General features: G+C 45.7%; 10 protein-coding genes. All 10 read right to left on the bottom strand.

Annotated features, from left to right (window positions below):
- Positions 1-393: 393 nt before the first annotated feature.
- Positions 394-2,805, bottom strand: coding sequence for a beta-galactosidase (locus tag AR337_RS12760; RefSeq protein WP_059172406.1), 2,412 nt, complete (start codon positions 2,803-2,805; stop codon positions 394-396).
- A 104-nt stretch (positions 2,806-2,909) separates the two neighbouring features.
- A complete protein-coding gene (locus AR337_RS12755; RefSeq protein WP_059172405.1) occupies positions 2,910-4,118 on the bottom strand; it encodes a glucoamylase family protein in 1,209 nt (402 codons plus the stop codon).
- 63 nt (positions 4,119-4,181) lie between these two features.
- Entirely contained in the window at positions 4,182-5,132 is a 951-nt protein-coding gene (locus AR337_RS12750; RefSeq protein ID WP_059172404.1) for a carbohydrate ABC transporter permease, read from the bottom strand.
- A 15-nt stretch (positions 5,133-5,147) separates the two neighbouring features.
- Positions 5,148-6,011 (bottom strand): carbohydrate ABC transporter permease, encoded by an 864-nt coding sequence (locus AR337_RS12745; protein WP_059172403.1) that lies wholly within the window; start codon positions 6,009-6,011, stop codon positions 5,148-5,150.
- Positions 6,008-8,272: a DUF5696 domain-containing protein gene (locus tag AR337_RS12740; RefSeq protein WP_059172402.1), complete on the bottom strand. Its 2,265-nt coding sequence runs from the start codon at positions 8,270-8,272 to the stop codon at positions 6,008-6,010. The genes AR337_RS12745 and AR337_RS12740 overlap by 4 nt, the downstream gene beginning before the upstream one ends.
- Positions 8,265-10,283: a YIP1 family protein gene (locus tag AR337_RS12735; protein ID WP_059172401.1), complete on the bottom strand. Its 2,019-nt coding sequence runs from the start codon at positions 10,281-10,283 to the stop codon at positions 8,265-8,267. The genes AR337_RS12740 and AR337_RS12735 overlap by 8 nt, the downstream gene beginning before the upstream one ends.
- Positions 10,284-10,301: 18 nt before the next feature.
- Complete coding sequence (locus AR337_RS12730) at positions 10,302-11,180, bottom strand: carbohydrate ABC transporter permease (RefSeq protein ID WP_059172400.1); 879 nt, start codon at positions 11,178-11,180, stop codon at positions 10,302-10,304.
- An 18-nt stretch (positions 11,181-11,198) separates the two neighbouring features.
- Positions 11,199-12,089 carry a carbohydrate ABC transporter permease gene (locus AR337_RS12725; RefSeq protein WP_059172399.1) on the bottom strand — a complete coding sequence of 297 codons (891 nt, stop codon included), beginning with the start codon at positions 12,087-12,089 and terminating at the stop codon, positions 11,199-11,201.
- Complete coding sequence (locus AR337_RS12720; RefSeq protein ID WP_253701695.1) at positions 12,079-15,033, bottom strand: extracellular solute-binding protein; 2,955 nt, start codon at positions 15,031-15,033, stop codon at positions 12,079-12,081. The genes AR337_RS12725 and AR337_RS12720 overlap by 11 nt, the downstream gene beginning before the upstream one ends.
- Before the next feature lie 26 nt (positions 15,034-15,059).
- Positions 15,060-16,445, bottom strand: coding sequence for an ABC transporter substrate-binding protein (locus tag AR337_RS12715; RefSeq protein ID WP_059172398.1), 1,386 nt, complete (start codon positions 16,443-16,445; stop codon positions 15,060-15,062).
- Between the last annotated feature and the right edge of the window lie 66 nt (positions 16,446-16,511).

Genomic DNA, 16,511 nt, shown 5'->3' with positions numbered 1-16,511 from the left:
TTACTTCTAATTGTTCACGTTCATTGGCGTGATTTTTAGTCATCATGGGAGGTCACCGCATAAATAGTGTCCTTTATATAAAGGGAATTTCAGTTGATTGAAATGGAGGGTGGCGACTCCTCGAAAACGCTACGCGTTTCCTTCGTGCGTGGGCAGATTCGAGGATGCCATTCAATATCCTGCGGGAATAGCAGGATAGTCGAGACCCTGGACTGAGCGTAGCGAGGGAAGCGGCTCGGCCCCGCCCGCGGAAAGCGTCCACCCAGAATGGAAATCTAGAGACGCATTGTCATTTCAATTTATATTTTAAATTAAAAAAGACTGTAGGCAAACCTACTCTTCGAGTTTGTCTACAGTCTGAGGTGCGGGGAGTTTCCCCAGCACCTTTTTTTGTTAATTAAAATAGACTGTCAAGCAGTCATCTACCTTCGCATGCTTAAGCGAAAGCACCTTGATTAACCCTTCATCCTTTTCGACTGTATAATCAGTTGAACAGGCTATAGCGGTACCTTCCTTGAAGGCAACTACATCGCTTCTTTGGGTAAGGCGGAAGTCCATCGAATCTGGTGTAAAGCCAGTTATTTCGGCTGTCGACCAGGCAATCTTCCTTCCCCCGATTGCCAAATTCATTGGCAGCATGACCCCATCCCTGCTTTGCAGCAGGAGTTTTTGACCGCCAAACAATACTTCCCCATTCTCATATATATGGAATTCCTTATCAAACCCATCCAGGTTAAGAAGGTGGAGGAACCGTTCTCCCTCGCTGTTGGCTGTGGAGGTCATGAAGATGCCATGCTCCTTGCAATCATGTACCAGTCCCGCTTTTGAACCAAGCCTTTCAAGCGCCATTTTATACAATTCCAGCTCGGCAGGGTAGGCTGCGGCAAGGACGATTGCCTTTCCCTTTCCCCTGGCTGCTTCAAAAGCGCATACTTCATTTGTACCATATACCCTAAGAAGAGGCATGGCTTCCCCAATTTCAAATACCTGCGCAAAATGGGTCCTTAATTCTGGACGTGGAGCAAGCCATCCTGCCGCCTGGAGTGAAAGGTAGTATCCGCCCGAATCGCGGCGGACTCCTATTGGCTTCACCCCAAGGGCATCAGCCAAAATGGAGCACTCATGGCCTTCCATGTCATATTCTGGCACCTCGCCATAGAGAAGGATACCGCCTCCCTCATCCAAATAATCAACAAGTTTTTGCTGGATTTCCCTGCTCATATATTTAGCGGAAGGAAGGGCAAGTACTGGAACCTCACTTGCTGAAAGAGGCTTATTTTGGATATCAGCCGCCCCAAAACGGTAACCGGCAAGGAGCATTGACCTTGCCATGCTTTCCCATCCTCCCCCTGCGCGGTTTGCTTCCAGATTGGAGGCAATTTCGGCCATTTTCGTGCTTTTCGGGTATCTGTATTCCGTCATATAATAATCGGGGATAAAGGCAAACGCCACCCCGTCCCGCTGTTCGTCCATTGCAGCTGCCTTTTCTGCAACCGCCATGACTGCCTTGATTCCGCGGGCCATGCGAGGGAACGTGTAATTCAGCTTTCCTTCAGGGCTGACAGGAGCCGCAAAGCCATGGCGCTCACCCGTGAATGCAATCCTGTCATTCCCATCGTGTAAAGCCTGATCCATCCGAAAATTCATTCCCCCGGTGAACAAATAGTAATTGATCAGGCGGTTCCCTTGGGCAATGCACATTCTTGCTTTCAAGTCGGCAGCTGAAGGGTCATACCTTCCTCCAAAGTTATTTCCAAAATTACCGTCCCCGCAGTTGAATTCCACAGAAGTTAGCGGCTGATCGGGAAGGTGGACCGCATCCATGAACCCGTTGATAACGTAAAGGTCCTGGAAGCTGTTCATCTCCAAATCCCCAAAGTAAATGTCGGAGCCTGAAAGATAGCCAGAGTCCTGTGTATAGGACTCATATAGCTGGCTTATCCCAATCGGGAAGGTTAAGCCGCGAAGCCCGCCTGTCCCGTGGATGTTTACGACAAATGGGATGTCCCTTACACCAAACTCTTCGGCAAACCCGCGAAGAGTGGCTATATATCGAGCAAAACGGTTTCTCATATAATAGCCGAGGTCTTTCAATAACTGCGCGGCATATGCCTCTTTCGGCGACCTTACCCCTCCATTCCTTGCTTGAGGATCGTCCAAGTTAAAAGGATACCTATCTAACAAATTTTTCCCATTATAAGTTTTTCGCAGCCATCCCGCAAAATCCTCAAGAAGATTGTCAGTTAGGTCCGGGGTATTGCTGACCCAGGAGAGCATGCCGATTTCATTGTCAAGCTGAAAAGCGATAATGGAGCCGCCATTTGTATGGAGGTGGGGCCTTACCGCATCAATGACAGCTTTATACCAATTACGGGCGGCTTCTAGAAACGCCGGCGCAAGATAATCGATGGTCTTTGTTGTTGCAGGATTTCCATCCCACCCAGCAGGAATGATTTCCGGATGCTTCTCGTAGACCCAATATGGAAGGCCTTCATTTTTCACTTCAGCCATGATAAATGGCCCGGGCCTTAGGAAAAAATACAGGCCGTTTTCTTCGCAAAGCTCAATGAATCGCTTCAGGTTCAATTCAGGCCTTGTCTGTCCTGTAAAATCAAACCGTCCTTCCTCCTGCTCATGAATCAGCCAGGGGACATATGTCGCAACCGCATTGCAGCCCGCAAGCTTCAGCTTATCCAGCCGGTCTTGCCATTGATCAGGAGGCAGCCTGAAATAGTGGATTTCCCCGCACATGAGCAGCGTAGGCTGCCCATCAATTATGATTTGTTTATTCTTGATTTCAATCATACTAAAAGACCTCTTTCTTCTTTTTGGATAGCAAGAGAGCTCCACAAAATGGAGCTCCCTGCCTACTGTTAGATGGCCCTTATGCAATTCTCTAAACTTGCAGTCTACTTATCTGCCCTTTTCCACCCCAGCAGCTCGATGCCGCGCTGGACATACTTATTCTTCATATATAAATCCCAAACCAGTCCCGACCTGTAATTTTCAATCATCAACAGGGAAATCCCTTTATCGATGCCAATCACATGGTCTGCGTACCATGGAGGAGTTACATCAAGGTTGTACGCATCCTGGAAGCCGTATTCGCCCCATAGCTTAGGATGATTTTCATAATAATATTCCATTGCCGAAATTGACTCCTCAGGTGTAAACACAATGGATCCAATTGCACCCGCCGGAGGAACTGTACCGTCATTTTCCGGATTCACATTTGGATGGTAAGGCGGGGTACCCGGGACGCCATAGCCATTTGGAGTTGCACAGGCTGTAAGGCCCCATGAATTTTCATGGTATGTTTTAAAATTCTCTTTCTGATCAATGCTGTATTGCCGGCTTGCCTTCGACGCCTTTACCGAGTTTTCGAACCAGTCGATTCCATCACCGTCACGGTACTTTGCAAAATCGAACCAAGCATGGGAAAACTGATGGGTAAACAGGGCTCCGCCCGGTGAATTGTAAAACTCATAACCGCCATATTCTCCAAGCATTCTTTCAAAGCCCTCATAAATTTTCACTGGAACCGGATGGGTTTCGGAGGCAACCCCAAGAATGTACTGCATCATCTGTTCCGCATACATATCCCAATGATGGAAACCACCAGTTTCAGTGGTATAGCCCATATAAAACTGGTTGACAGATTTATCGTAATACATGTCCCAGTCAACCCTGGCATATATTTTTTCAAACAAATCGGCAATCTCTCCACCGAAATATTCTGCCGAGGTGATGGCACCGTTCAAAAAAAGAGAGGTGTCGATAATGGAAGCACAATCATGATACTCCTCATACCTCTTTGCGGTTTCCATATTCAAAAAATGATAGAAAAAACCGCCTTCATGTTCGACGTTATTCAGGAAGGTTTCCAAGGTGCCCCTCGTTCTTTCGTACCCTTCTTCCTTTGTAATCCAACCGCGCTCTATTCCGATAACGATTGCAGTCAATCCAAAGCCACCCGAAGCGATGCTGGCAACCTTTTTATTACCTGTATTGTCAAGAATGAGCCCATATCCGGGAGAATCCGGATTCGTATTGGCTTCCTTCCAGAAAAAATCAAAGCTTCTTTTTGCTTCCTCTTCCACTATAGCGGGCAACTGCATTGCACACTTCCTCCTTTAATAACTGGCTGGTCTTGGACTGCCTGAAACCAGTTTTTCATAAGCTTATTCGCCTGTTATGCCAGACCTGTCCACTCCTTCTGTGAACCAGCGCTGGGTAATGAAATAAACAATTAGCAACGGAAGGATCGAAAGGACTGTACCTGCCATCTTTATGCCTTCGTTCAGCTGATTTCCAGTTGGATTCATTCCAGCCGGGAACATCTTCTGGTACGTGGCGACAAATTTCTGCAGCTGCAGAGGCAGAGTCGTCAGTGCATCCCCGAAGTAAATTGACGCGAGGTAGGTTTCATTCCAATACCATACAAAAGAGAATAGGAATGAAATGATAATCGCCGGTACCGCCATCGGAATAGCAATGGTGAAAAATATCCTAAAATGGCCCGCCCCGTCAATTTGCGCGGCTTCCTCCAACGCTTTTGGAACCATCCTGAAGAACTGGTAAAAAATCAGGATAAAGATTGCGCTATTTAGTCCCTGGCCACCTATAGCCGGAAGAATAAAAGCATTCAGGCTCCCGAGAATATTCAATTCATTAAAAAAGATATACCTCGGTATCAAAGTCACCTGCGGAGGGATGATGAATGTCGCCAGCACAAGGACGAACAAAACCTTCTTCCCTTTAAAATCGAACCTCGCAAGGCCATACCCGATGACTGCCGCCACCGCTGTTTGCGCGAGAGCCGGAAGCACCGTTACATAGAGCGTTTCAAGCAAGGTTGGAACAAAGTCCAGTACCTCATTCGCTTTCTTATAGTTATCAAGGTAGAGCTGGGTTGGAATCCAGTTAACGAGAGGATTCAATAGGTCATCAAGGCTTTTGAAGCTGTAGGAGCCCATATAAATAAGCGGAAACAGGTAGACGAACCCAATTCCAATTAGCAGCCCATAAACAAGCAATTTAAAAAGGAAGCCATCTGTTCCCTGCATCCCAAGGAGCCATCTTTTGGCTCGGAGATAATGCCTGTCAAGCTGGCGTTTTTTCCTATTTTTCATTAGAATCCTTCCTTCTTATGAGAATTTTCTCTTGCCCCTGAATGTCAGGGCCCCCACAGACAGCCCCAATGCAATGGCAATAATCAGGAAGTATATCCAGGAAAGTGCCGATGCATAGCCAAAGCCGGTGTTCACTGTAAACATATTTTTTTGAATATGCTCAATGATCGGATTCAATGAAAAAATAGAATAAGTGACAATTGTGTAGATGGTATTCACAACAATCATTGGAGAAAGGCTTGGGAGGGTAACCTTCCAAAACATTTCCCAGTTTGAAGCGCCGTCAATTTTTGCGGCCTCGTAAATTTGTTTATCCATCTTCTGTAGCGCTGCCAGGAAAATAAGAATCTGCACACCCGAATACCAGAGGATAATGATCAAGTTTTTAATTAAGTAGAGCAGGATGCCATTCAAAAATCCATCCGGATTCGAGGCAAGCATTTCATAGATTGCGTATTGCTCGATTGACGGGATTGTCGTTACTCCCTGATCAATAAGTTCTTTGATAACTGGCCCGCTCGCAATAATGACTGGCAGGAAAAATATTGTCCGGAACAGTCCCCTGAATTTTATTTTCTGGTTCAGCAAAAGAGCGATAATTAGTGAAAATACGATGATCACAGGAAATGAAATGACTAGTTCCTCGAGATACTTTGTCATCCGCTCGACAAAAGAAGCATCAACCGTAAAAGCGTACTGGTAGTTGTCGAACTTGATGAATTCCGTTTTAATCCCGCTTGTCGTTATTTTCACTTTCTGAAAGCTCAAATAAAACGAATACAATAGAGGAAAGGCAGTAAAGACGAGAAAGCCCACTATCCATGGCGATACAAAGAGGAGGCCAATTCTGCTGTTTCTAGAACGCAACCGCTGCTTCACTCCCGATCCCCCCTGTCTGCCACAGCGAATCCCTTCGGCGGCACTTCAATGCCGTGGCTCCTGTACACGTTTCCTGTGTAGTTCACAATAATGGTTTTTCCATTTGAATAAGCTACTTCACTAATTCCGGCCGCTGGGACATGCCGGCCTATGATCTCTTCTCCTTCGACGAGAGCGAGGCTGTTCTTAATGAATGTGTATTGATTAATTACATCGTCCTTCCATATCCTGTATTCGGAAGTATATATATCCCTCGATGGGGTTTTCGCCAGGAGATGCGGCGATTCCGACGTTAAGTAAAACGAAGGATACGCCCCATAATCGATCAGCCTTAGAACCTCTTCCCCCGAATCCGAGAAAAAGTTTGAAAAAGGTGCGTAATACGGGATATAACCCTTTAGGACAATTTGTAAAAACGGTACTGTATCCGTCTCATACACATAATTTGATGAATACATCGGTATATCCAGATAGCGTTCTGTCTCCGCAAATGCGTATATATTTGGTTCATAGAGCGACAGTCCACCTACCTTTTTGGATAGGTCCCCAAAAATCTCGTTATAGGATTCTAGCGTTTCAGACCGGGTAGACTGGTTCCCTTTACTGAAGTCGGAAAACAATGTAAAGCCGCTTGAATCTATAGCCAGATTGGAAATTCCGTACTCTTTGTACTCCCCGCTATCTTTTTTCGCCATTTGGAGGGACTTCGATGGAGAAAGATAAAAAGCTGTTTTTCCTTTTTCCTGGAAAGATATTGCCTCTGAACTGATTTTTTTTGCAACATCCTTCGTTCCCGAAAACTTCCTTGCCCCCTGATAGGCAATTGTATAATCACTGTAAAAATAAATTGGTACTTTAGCTTTTTCAAGGATTGAAATGGTCTCTTTAACATCAGCCTTACTACCAAGCTTCCTCTCGAATGGGAACTTTGCAGGCAATGTTCCTGTCAAACCACCTTTTGACCATCCTTTATAGACAACAAACATATCGTCGACGCCATTCTTCTGGAGTTCCTTGACAAACCCAGGGATTTCTTCAATCTTTGTCATTGGGATGACACTATCCCAAATAAGTCCCTTTTTCCCCTCGCTCCCAAGGAATTCGAGGCGCACATCTGCTTGATCCTTTTTTCTTTTAAGAATGCCGCTGTCAATCAAATAATGCTGATACCTCTTGGCCATGCCGACGTAATCGGCTTGAGCTCCACGCAAAAACATATAACGGACCTTTACATCAAAACCGTTTCTGTTTTTCTGGTACACATTGATTCCGTTCATTTTTTTACTGGTAGGCTGATAGTATTCGTGGCGGTAATGGAATTGGGAGGTTACCCAATTTATATCGGTCGAAACGCCAGCCGGATAGGCAAGGATTTCGCCATATTCATAACCGGATTCAATAACAGCTAAAAAGCCGTTCTCCTTTATACCATGAACCGCGCCGAAGACGGGCATTTTAATCTGCTGGACAGGCTTAATATCCTCTTCGCTCCCAAGGTTTCGGCTAAAGCCCTGGTCGCTGCCAAAAACAGCCCCGGAAAAAGGAGCATCCGCCGCCTTTCCGCCCTTTTGATAGCGGATTAGCGCGCCGCTGCCGTCCGGTATAAACATATAGCCGTTCATTTCATCCTCATTAACTGCACCGAGGTATGGATAAACCTTTAAGGAAATAAGCTTTGTCCGTTTTCCTTCCTTGATTTTCTCTTCCGGGATGGACACAGTTACCCCATCTTCCCTAAGCTCGACTACAATGTCCAGGCTGATTTTTGCCTGGAACAAATTGATGGTTGCCGTAAAGCCGTTATCTTTCTTTTTGATTTTCGGCTTTGTATTATTCGTAAGGATGCTTTCGGTCCTGAGTTTTCCTTTCCGGTCGGTATATTCGATTGTTATTGCAGACTGTGCCAGTTCCCTCCATGTTTTATTCAATCTGTATTCCCTATTGGCATCAAGGCCCGAATTCCATACATAACCGCTTTTTTTATCCTGAATCTTCAATGCCAAGGACTTTTCATCTACAAATAAAACGAATTCTTCATTTTCTGCAGCCTTGGAAAATCCCTCGAAGGATGGCTCCGCCAAGGCAGGCTTTTGGACGGTCGTTTCCGGACTAGTAAATTGGGAGGAAGTATATTTGATATCCCCCACTTCTTTTTCCGCCAGTGCGGTAGGTGATTCGGGTTGGTCCACCGATATTCCCTCTGCCATGGCATGGATGGGCAAAATCAGCATGATGAGTACCAGCAACGATTTTCTATACACGCAGGACCACCTCCTTAATGACGGAATAAACGAAGTCATATACCTGGTCGGCCAGGACAAAAATGATAAAAATGACAAGCACCATGATGCCCATCCCAAACAATGTAACAAAGATGTTCCTAACTGTTTCTGTAAACGAGTAGTTGTGGATTTCCTTAATCATGATGACCAGAATGACCAGGCACCAGGCGTAAACAATCCTTGTAGAAAAAATATAGACAAATGCTTCATTCAAAGTAAGCACATTCGAAATGAGGACAATTGGCAGGATAAAAACAAGATACGGAGCGAGTGAATAAATCGTCCCGATATAAACGTCCTTGAATCTTCCCTCACCATCGTTAATTGTACTGACCATGTAATTGATGATGATAAAGAGGAGCAATGGGAGAAGGACTTTGGCAACTTCAGCCCCAAGGCTTACTTCTTCGGATATGCCGCTCCTAAAGATAAAGCCCGTCTGGAAGCGGCTCACCAAAAACTCAATGAACAATACACAATAAAGAATGGTGGCCGACAGCACGGATGCATGGCCATTCCTTTTCAAATCGTAGAAGCTGTCGATCGGATGCCTGAAAAACTTGAATAAAAAGAGAAGCTCCCCGACAAGCTTTACCCGTTTGAAGGACTCCCACCTTCTTCTCGGCAAATGAAGGATGCCGGCTTTTTTATCAAGGAATTTAATAGAATAATAAAGGATTGCCGCTCCTATCAGGAACGTAAAGACAGTGCCAAGATTGTCTTGCATCCATTTTTGGCGGACTTCCCAGAACGAGTCCGAATAGCCATCCACAGCTTCGGCGAACTTGAATTCCTCTATCGACTTATCATATTCCTGCTGTTTATAATAGGCCAGTCCCATTGCATAGTGGGCAAGCCCGAATGATGAATTAAGTTCAAGGACTGATTCCCAGTGTTTCTGGCTTTTAACATACAGCCCTTCTTTAAAAAGGGCGATTCCTTCGTGGACTTTACCCGCAAAGGAGGTTGGCTCGAAAACTTGGATCATGCCCCTTTCCTTATCTGTTACATAAAGGCGGCCATTCTTCCCAATCGCGATTCCGGTAGGCTGTTTGAACAGGCCCAGCCTGTTGCTGCCATCATCTCTTCCTCCAAAAATGAATAGCAGGTGCCCGAAGCTGTCAAACTCGTGGATTTTCCCTTTTCCGCTTATGGCAAAAATGTTCCCAGCCGCATCAACGGTAATATCCTGATAGTTCGAGACATCGGATATGTAAGGGGAAAGCATATTCTTCCCCGCGACATTCAATTTTTTTATGACTTCGTTTTTCGTTCCCTCCGTAACTGAATAAATAAGTCCCTGGCTGTCAATTGCAATATTATCGGGAGCTGGAGGCGTCTTCATGAACATTCTTGCCTTCTGCTTTTCAGACGAAAAGAGATTTTGCAGAAGCGACGAAAAACTTATCCCGGTTGAATTGACCCCATAGTACCCCATGAAGTCACCATTTTTGCTCAACTGGATAATTCCATTTGTGGACCCTTCGCTAATGACGTATATATTCCCCCGCCTGTCGACACTGACTTTTTGCGGCTTATAGGGGGAGTTTTTGCCAAAAAGCGGCGAGGTGGGCCTCCCAAATTCAGCGATCAGCTTCCCGTCTTGAGAAAAGCTGAATATTTTTTCCTTTTCATAATCAGCAACGTATATAATGCTTTGTTCATCGACAAATACTCCTGTAGGCGTGCCAAGAATCCCATCTCCGAAGACTCCCTTAACCGTTCCTTCTTCATCAGCAGCGATAATTCGCTTCGTACCGGAGTCTGCTATATACATCATTCCGCTGGAATCGGAGTATATATCCTCAGGGCTCTTAACTTCCACATCAGGCAGAAATCGGCCCAGCGGTTTATAGGCCGTCTGCGTCTGAATGATACTCCCGTCCGCAGCCATTGTTTCCGTAGCGTATGGCACTTCAGCCGATGCACTTTGCAGGAAACATAGGGAGATAATCATATAGCAGGCTACTATTCTAATAAGTTGTTTCATTTCCCTCCCTCCCAACTGTTATTTAATTCCCGAGTGGGCCATCGTATTCATGACCTGGCTCTGAAGAATAATGAAAATGATGAGATTCGGAATGAACATGATCAGCGAAGCCGCTGCTGCCATCCCCTGGCCCGCCACACTGTTCCCCGTCACCTGCGAGGTCAATGTTGACATATAAAAAGCAAATGTTTTCAGGCCTTCATCATTTACATAAAAAGCCGAGGTTTCCGCGCTATTCCAAACGAGCTGGAACGACAGAATGGCGATTGTCGCAATAGCTGGCTTGACGAGGGGAATGATGATTCTGGTGAAAATTTGAAAGTCCGATGCTCCATCCAGTTTGGCTGCTTCAATCAGCTCATTTGGAATTTGGTCTATGAATTGTTTTACGAGAAACAAACCAATCGGCATCGCCAAAAGGGGCAGGATATGGACGATGAATAGATTGATCAGGCCAAGCTTTTCAATAAGCAAGTATCTTGGAATCATGACCGCCGCAGGGACGAACATCAAGGCCAGGGTATTGATTTCAAAAATGGCCTTCTTCATCCTGAATTCTTTCTTTGACAGGGCATATCCCGCCATTGTGCTAATCAGTACCGTCAATCCTACAACTGCAACCGTAACGATAATACTGTTAAAAAGAAACCGTGATATCGGCACGCCGGTCGCATCCATCTGCGCGAAAAGGTCAGCGAAATTTCCCATCGTCGGCTTTTGTACAAAGAACCGGGGCGGATACGCAAACAGTTCATCAAGCGGTTTAAACGCATGAAAGAAGATAAATATAATTGGCAGGGCCATGAATACCGCCAGCGGGATTAAGACCATAAAGAATTTCAGCTGGCTTTTATGGAATTTTGACGGATTTATTTTTGTTCCCTGAAAGGATGACATTCGATACACTCCCCGTTATTAATCCTTTTCGCCAAACAGTTTCCAGGCGACCTTTGAAAAACCGTAAACGACAACAAGGAGGACGACCGAAATTGCCGCGGCATAGCCCATTTCATAGCGGATAAAGCCGTAATCCTCCAAATGGTTGACCATTAGCTGTCCGGCATACTGAGGCGTCGGGTTGGCACCAGAAAGCGCGACTCCAATCGCACCAGCCTGGAAGGTGCCGACAACGGCCATAACAGCACCAAACAGCATCTGCGGCCTCATTGAAGGGATAGTGATGTAGATAATTTCCTGGAAACGGTTTTTAATCCCGTCAATATATCCAGCCTCATAAATTTCGGAGTTGATGTTCAGGACCCCTGACAGCATGGCCAGGAACCCGACTCCCATACTTCCCCAAAGCGTGACGAAAATCATGATTTTCATTAAATATTCCGGTGATTGAAGCCATTGGATTGGCTCAAGCAAAATCCCTAGGGTTATTAAAATGCTGTTTAGGTAGCCTGTCTGGTCTCCGCTGAAAATGATTGTCCAGACAACCGCCATTGCCACTCCCGCCGTCATGGATGGGGAGTAAATAACTAGGGCGAGAACTGTCCTTGGCCCCTTTGGAATCTGGGCAAGCAGCCAGGCTAACAAGAAGGATAAGATGTATCCTCCCGGCCCAACAATTAGTGCAAACGTCAATGTATTCGGCAAAACCTTTTGCATGAACACCTCATCCTGGGTAATCAGGCTGACATAATTGGCCAGCCCGATTAAGGATGGTGCTTCTATCGCATTAAAATAAGTGAAAGACAATAGGATGGCCGCTACGACCGGTATGATAATGAAGGTAGAAAAGAACACAATATACGGAGCAAGAAAGACCCAATGGCTTTTATCTTTGATTTTATTGTTCATCTTCTTTTCCACCCCAGCTTTTCACCTGTTCTATCGAAGGGACCGGATACGGCTTTACCATCTTGCCGTTTTTCATATATCCGAATTCCTCCATTTTCCTGCCTATTTCCCTGTCGATGGCAATAACGGCATCATCGACTGCCGACCTTGTGTTCACGCCGTCAAATACAATTCGGTTCCAAACATTGCTTAGTTCCCGTTCAACCATATAGGCACCAGGAGTTTTAGGAACTTCTTTCAGGTACTCCCATTGATTAAGGATTGTTTCTTTATGATCTTCAGGCCATGGCAGCTCCTTGAAAGCATCGACGTTGGCTGTATTCCACAAGTAGGATGGCCCATAAAACATTTGCAGGCTGGAGGCGAACCCGACTTGGGTTTCCTTTCCCATCCACCATTTTAAGAGTTCCCAGGATTTTTCCGGGCTTTTTGTCCCTTTAAAAATCATTGCGGATTGGCCGGAACCTGTTGCCCATCTCTCAACCGTTCCATCGGGCTGCTTTGTGCCTGGATGCGGTGCGATATTCCACCAGCCCGCAATTTCCGGCGCCGCGGCCGTCAGCTGCACATACGTCTGGAAGCTTGAAATGCCGATCGGCAATGTTGAATACCTGAAGTGATTGTAGAAATTCGGCACCTGGAGGGGCAGACTGTAAATGGTATTCAAGTCGGTCATAAACTGGATTCCCTTTAGCGCTTCTTCGCTGTCAATTTCCGTTGTCATTCCATTTTCATCGTACAAATCACCATGGAACTGGTAAATGTATGGCGCGGTCGTCTGGAATGGCTTGAAGCCGACTGCCCCGGAAATAGGCGTATAGTAGTTCATCCCAAAGCGCTGCAGTTCCGGGAGGATCTCCGTTACATCGTCCCATGTATCAGGAACGGGGATATTCAGTGATTCAAGAATATCCTTCCGGTAAAATTGGACAAAGAAATCCTGGGTTTCCGGCAGTGCGTACACCGAATCACCAATCATCATCGGAAGAAACGCTCCCGGTGAAAATTGCTCGCTGAACGTTTCAAAATCCTCAAATTGATGAAGGTCCTCCGCCGCTCCCCTGATGGCGAGTTCATAAGGGAGCCAATTGCTGATTCCGAGCGCGACATCCGGCTGCTTATCAGCGGCATTGGCCAAAATCAACTTCTGTTCATCCGGCATGATTGAAAACTTCACCTTAATACCTGTTTCCTGCGTAAACGTCTGGTCGGCCAGGTTTTGTATGAGTTCTACATATTGCCGCGGCCTATTAATCCAAACCTCTATTGTGTCAGAATCCGTTTCTGAAGCCGCATATGTACCAGATGAGAACGATTGAAAGAACCTTTTAATTGAATCGGTTGTTTTTTTCCAAAAACCAGCCTGCGCTTTAGGAAGGCCTTCATTGCCATGAACATAGAAACGGTCAATCGTTAATGGCTGAGATTGAACCTCAATAAGAAGGTTCCCCAACAGCTGGGCAGCCGAGGAAGAACCCTCGGATAACTCCGTCAGCCTATAGGGGATTTCATTCGGCTTCCGTTCAAGGGTACGAAGTTTTTGGACAGCGAGCTCAAGCGAAACAATTTCCTGGGAGTCTTTATCCGCCTTGCCGAGGCTCTTCAAATACTTACTTTCCTTTTCAAGCTTATCAGCCCAGCCCCCAACTCGCTGTTTGATGTCGGGGATAAATTCGGTTATCTTCCAACCTCTCGATTTATCAATTTGGTTGCCGGTCAATTTTTTTATTGAAAGGGATAATCCTTCAATCTCCCTCATAATCTCATTTGTTCTGTTTACGACCCTTTCAGCTGGGGAGGCATCCGCGACAAGGCCTATTAGATGTTCCCCCTCCTCGAGATAGAATAGGAACTCTTCGCCGTTTTCGCCGTGAAGGGTCTCGTTCGTCCACTTTTTATTGAAATCAAAAGGATAGTGAGCGACTTCCTCGAAAGGGACCTGTCCATCAATCAAAAGCTTCCTGAATACAGTTCCGCCGGTGATCTTATCTTGCTTCACTTTAAAGGTTAAACGGTACAGCCCGGACTTTTTTACGTTAACCTGCCAGTCTACTCTTTGCCCGCTCATGCTCCATGAATTTTCACCAAATGTATTCAGGAGAAGGCTTTTTGTGTCGCTCGGCACAGCGGATGAATCACGAACCGCAATTGGCCTTGCAAAGGAGCTATTTTTCATGAATGGCTTTTCTGCTTCTACTTTGATAACCTGGTCTACTATTTCGGCATTAGTGTATTTCTTTTTGTAATCCTCATAGGTTGCCAGTTTTTCAGGGGAATCGACATAGGCAAAACCTAGAAGGGCCTCACCTCGCAAATTTTGCAAAGTGATTGTATTTTCGCCCTTTTTCAAATGGTACTTCAGTGCTGACGGTTGGAGGCCGCTTGCATCTTCCGCTTTAACATGGCTCCACTTGGCGACGGGAGCTTGCTTGGGAAGAATTTCATTGCCAAACCTATCCTTTTCGAACTCCTCTTTTTCACTATGCCAATAGACAGGAAAAACGATTCTCCTGCTTTCATAATATGGGTAATTTCCATTTATCTGGATTGCACCCTCTATTGGAACAACCTCTCTGGTTAAGGGATAATAATCGAAACCTATTTCATATAAACCATCGTTCTCCACTTCTACCATGAAAGATACGGATTGCTGATTGCCCCAATAGAAAACACGATCTTTGTAGCCTTTGCTCTCATTTGTCGGCAGCAAAGCAGGCTTCTCGTTCTTCTCCAAAACAAAATCAGAAGGGGCGACAGCGGCCCCGAATGTCGGGGCGCTGCCAATCCCATTCTTTTCCCATTGTTCAAGGATGGTATGATAGCGTTCTTCGATGACATTTTCAACAGGACGGCTGGCGGAATCATTTTTTTCTGCAAAAGCAGCCCCGCTCGGAAAAATTAAGAATAGTACCGCCGCCATCCCAATCAATATCCTGGATTTCATACTTTCTACCTCCTTGAAAATAGGCCTTACTTATTTAACGCATCTGTTGCTTCCTTCGCTTGCTGGTCAGCAAGTTGATCCAACTGCTTCACATAGTCTTCTGCCTTCAGCTCGCCCTTCATGAAGCTATCAATCAGTGCAGCTGTTGTTGCATTGGCATTATCGCCAACCTTGACGCCAGTCGGCGCTTCCCATCTTGCAGGGATGTAGCCAGGCGCGGTTTTTACAGGTTCAACAATTGCGTTGCCAAGGTTTTCATAGGCTGTGCGTACTCCAGGAATATCCAAGACCTCAAAGTAAGCATCAAGTACTTCCTGATCGCTGTTTACAGGCAGGGAATTCAATGTCTTGCCTTCCTTGTCGGCAATATCAACCCTCTTCAGGAAACCTTCTTTTCCAAATGACATCCATTTTGAGAACAGGAATGCTTCTTCCGGATGCTTGGTTGACTTAGAAATACCAACAAAGTCATTCGTTACGGCAGTACGCCCTCCAGGAATTCCGATGAAATCCCATTCAAATCCAGCCTGCTCGTTAAGATGGCCAGTCGTCCATGTTCCATCCCATTTCAGGCCTACTCCACCGTTCAGCCATACTTCCTCGGGGTTTTCACCTTTGAAATTGGCCTTTTGGTCATCCGTCAATGTTTCATACGCATACCCGTTTGTCCAAATGTCTTTTGCAGTGTTGACCGCGGATATAAATTCATTGCTATCAAGCGCGAACTCGCCATTATTGTAGGTGAACCAGCCAAGATTCTCGTTGGCAGCCGCAGGATACCAGTCAGGGAAAGTAAATGGATGGTTGATTCCAGCAACCCCAGACTTAACATTCGTCACATCTTTAATGCTCTTAACAAAATCTTCAATGGATACCCCATATTCCGGCGCATCAAGGTTTGCCGCATTAAACAAATCCTTGTTTACAAGGAATCCGAGGAAATGCTGGGCAAATGGAACTGCGAACAGTTTGCCATCGAATTTCGCAGAATTCTGAACGGCTTCAGGAACGTTTGCAAAGTCCTTATCCTTTGACGCCAAGTCGCTAACATCCAGCAGCCAGTCGTTGGAAATTGCCATTGGAAGCTGTGCAAGCATGAATACATCAGGCATTGTCCCGCCGCTTGCAGCCGCAGCCAAGGAACCATTCCAGTCCGCAGGGTTGATTGACTCGTCAATTTGTACTTTAATGTGCGGGTATTTATCTTGGAATGCCTTAATCATCAGGCGATCAAGGTTTTGCTCTTCTTCAGTTCCTAATCCCCAGCTCGCGAATGAAATGGTGACTTCTTCTTTCTTGTCATTCTTGTTCGTATCTTTTTCTTTTGATTTGTTATCGGTCTTATCTGAGGTGCAGGCAGCCAGCGCGAATACTAGTGCCATAATGGCAAAAATTGAGAGAATCTTTTTCATCCTATTTCCACTCCAATTTTTAAATTTTTTCATCATTCATTTCATTTTCTAATGGATGCCCTTGGG

The sequence above is a fragment of the Bacillus sp. FJAT-27445 genome (assembly GCF_001510665.1).
In the GTDB taxonomy this organism is placed as follows: Bacteria; Bacillota; Bacilli; order Bacillales; family Cytobacillaceae; genus Bacillus_D.
Note: the sequence above shows the minus strand (reverse complement) of the source record. Positions and strands in the feature narration are given on the sequence as shown.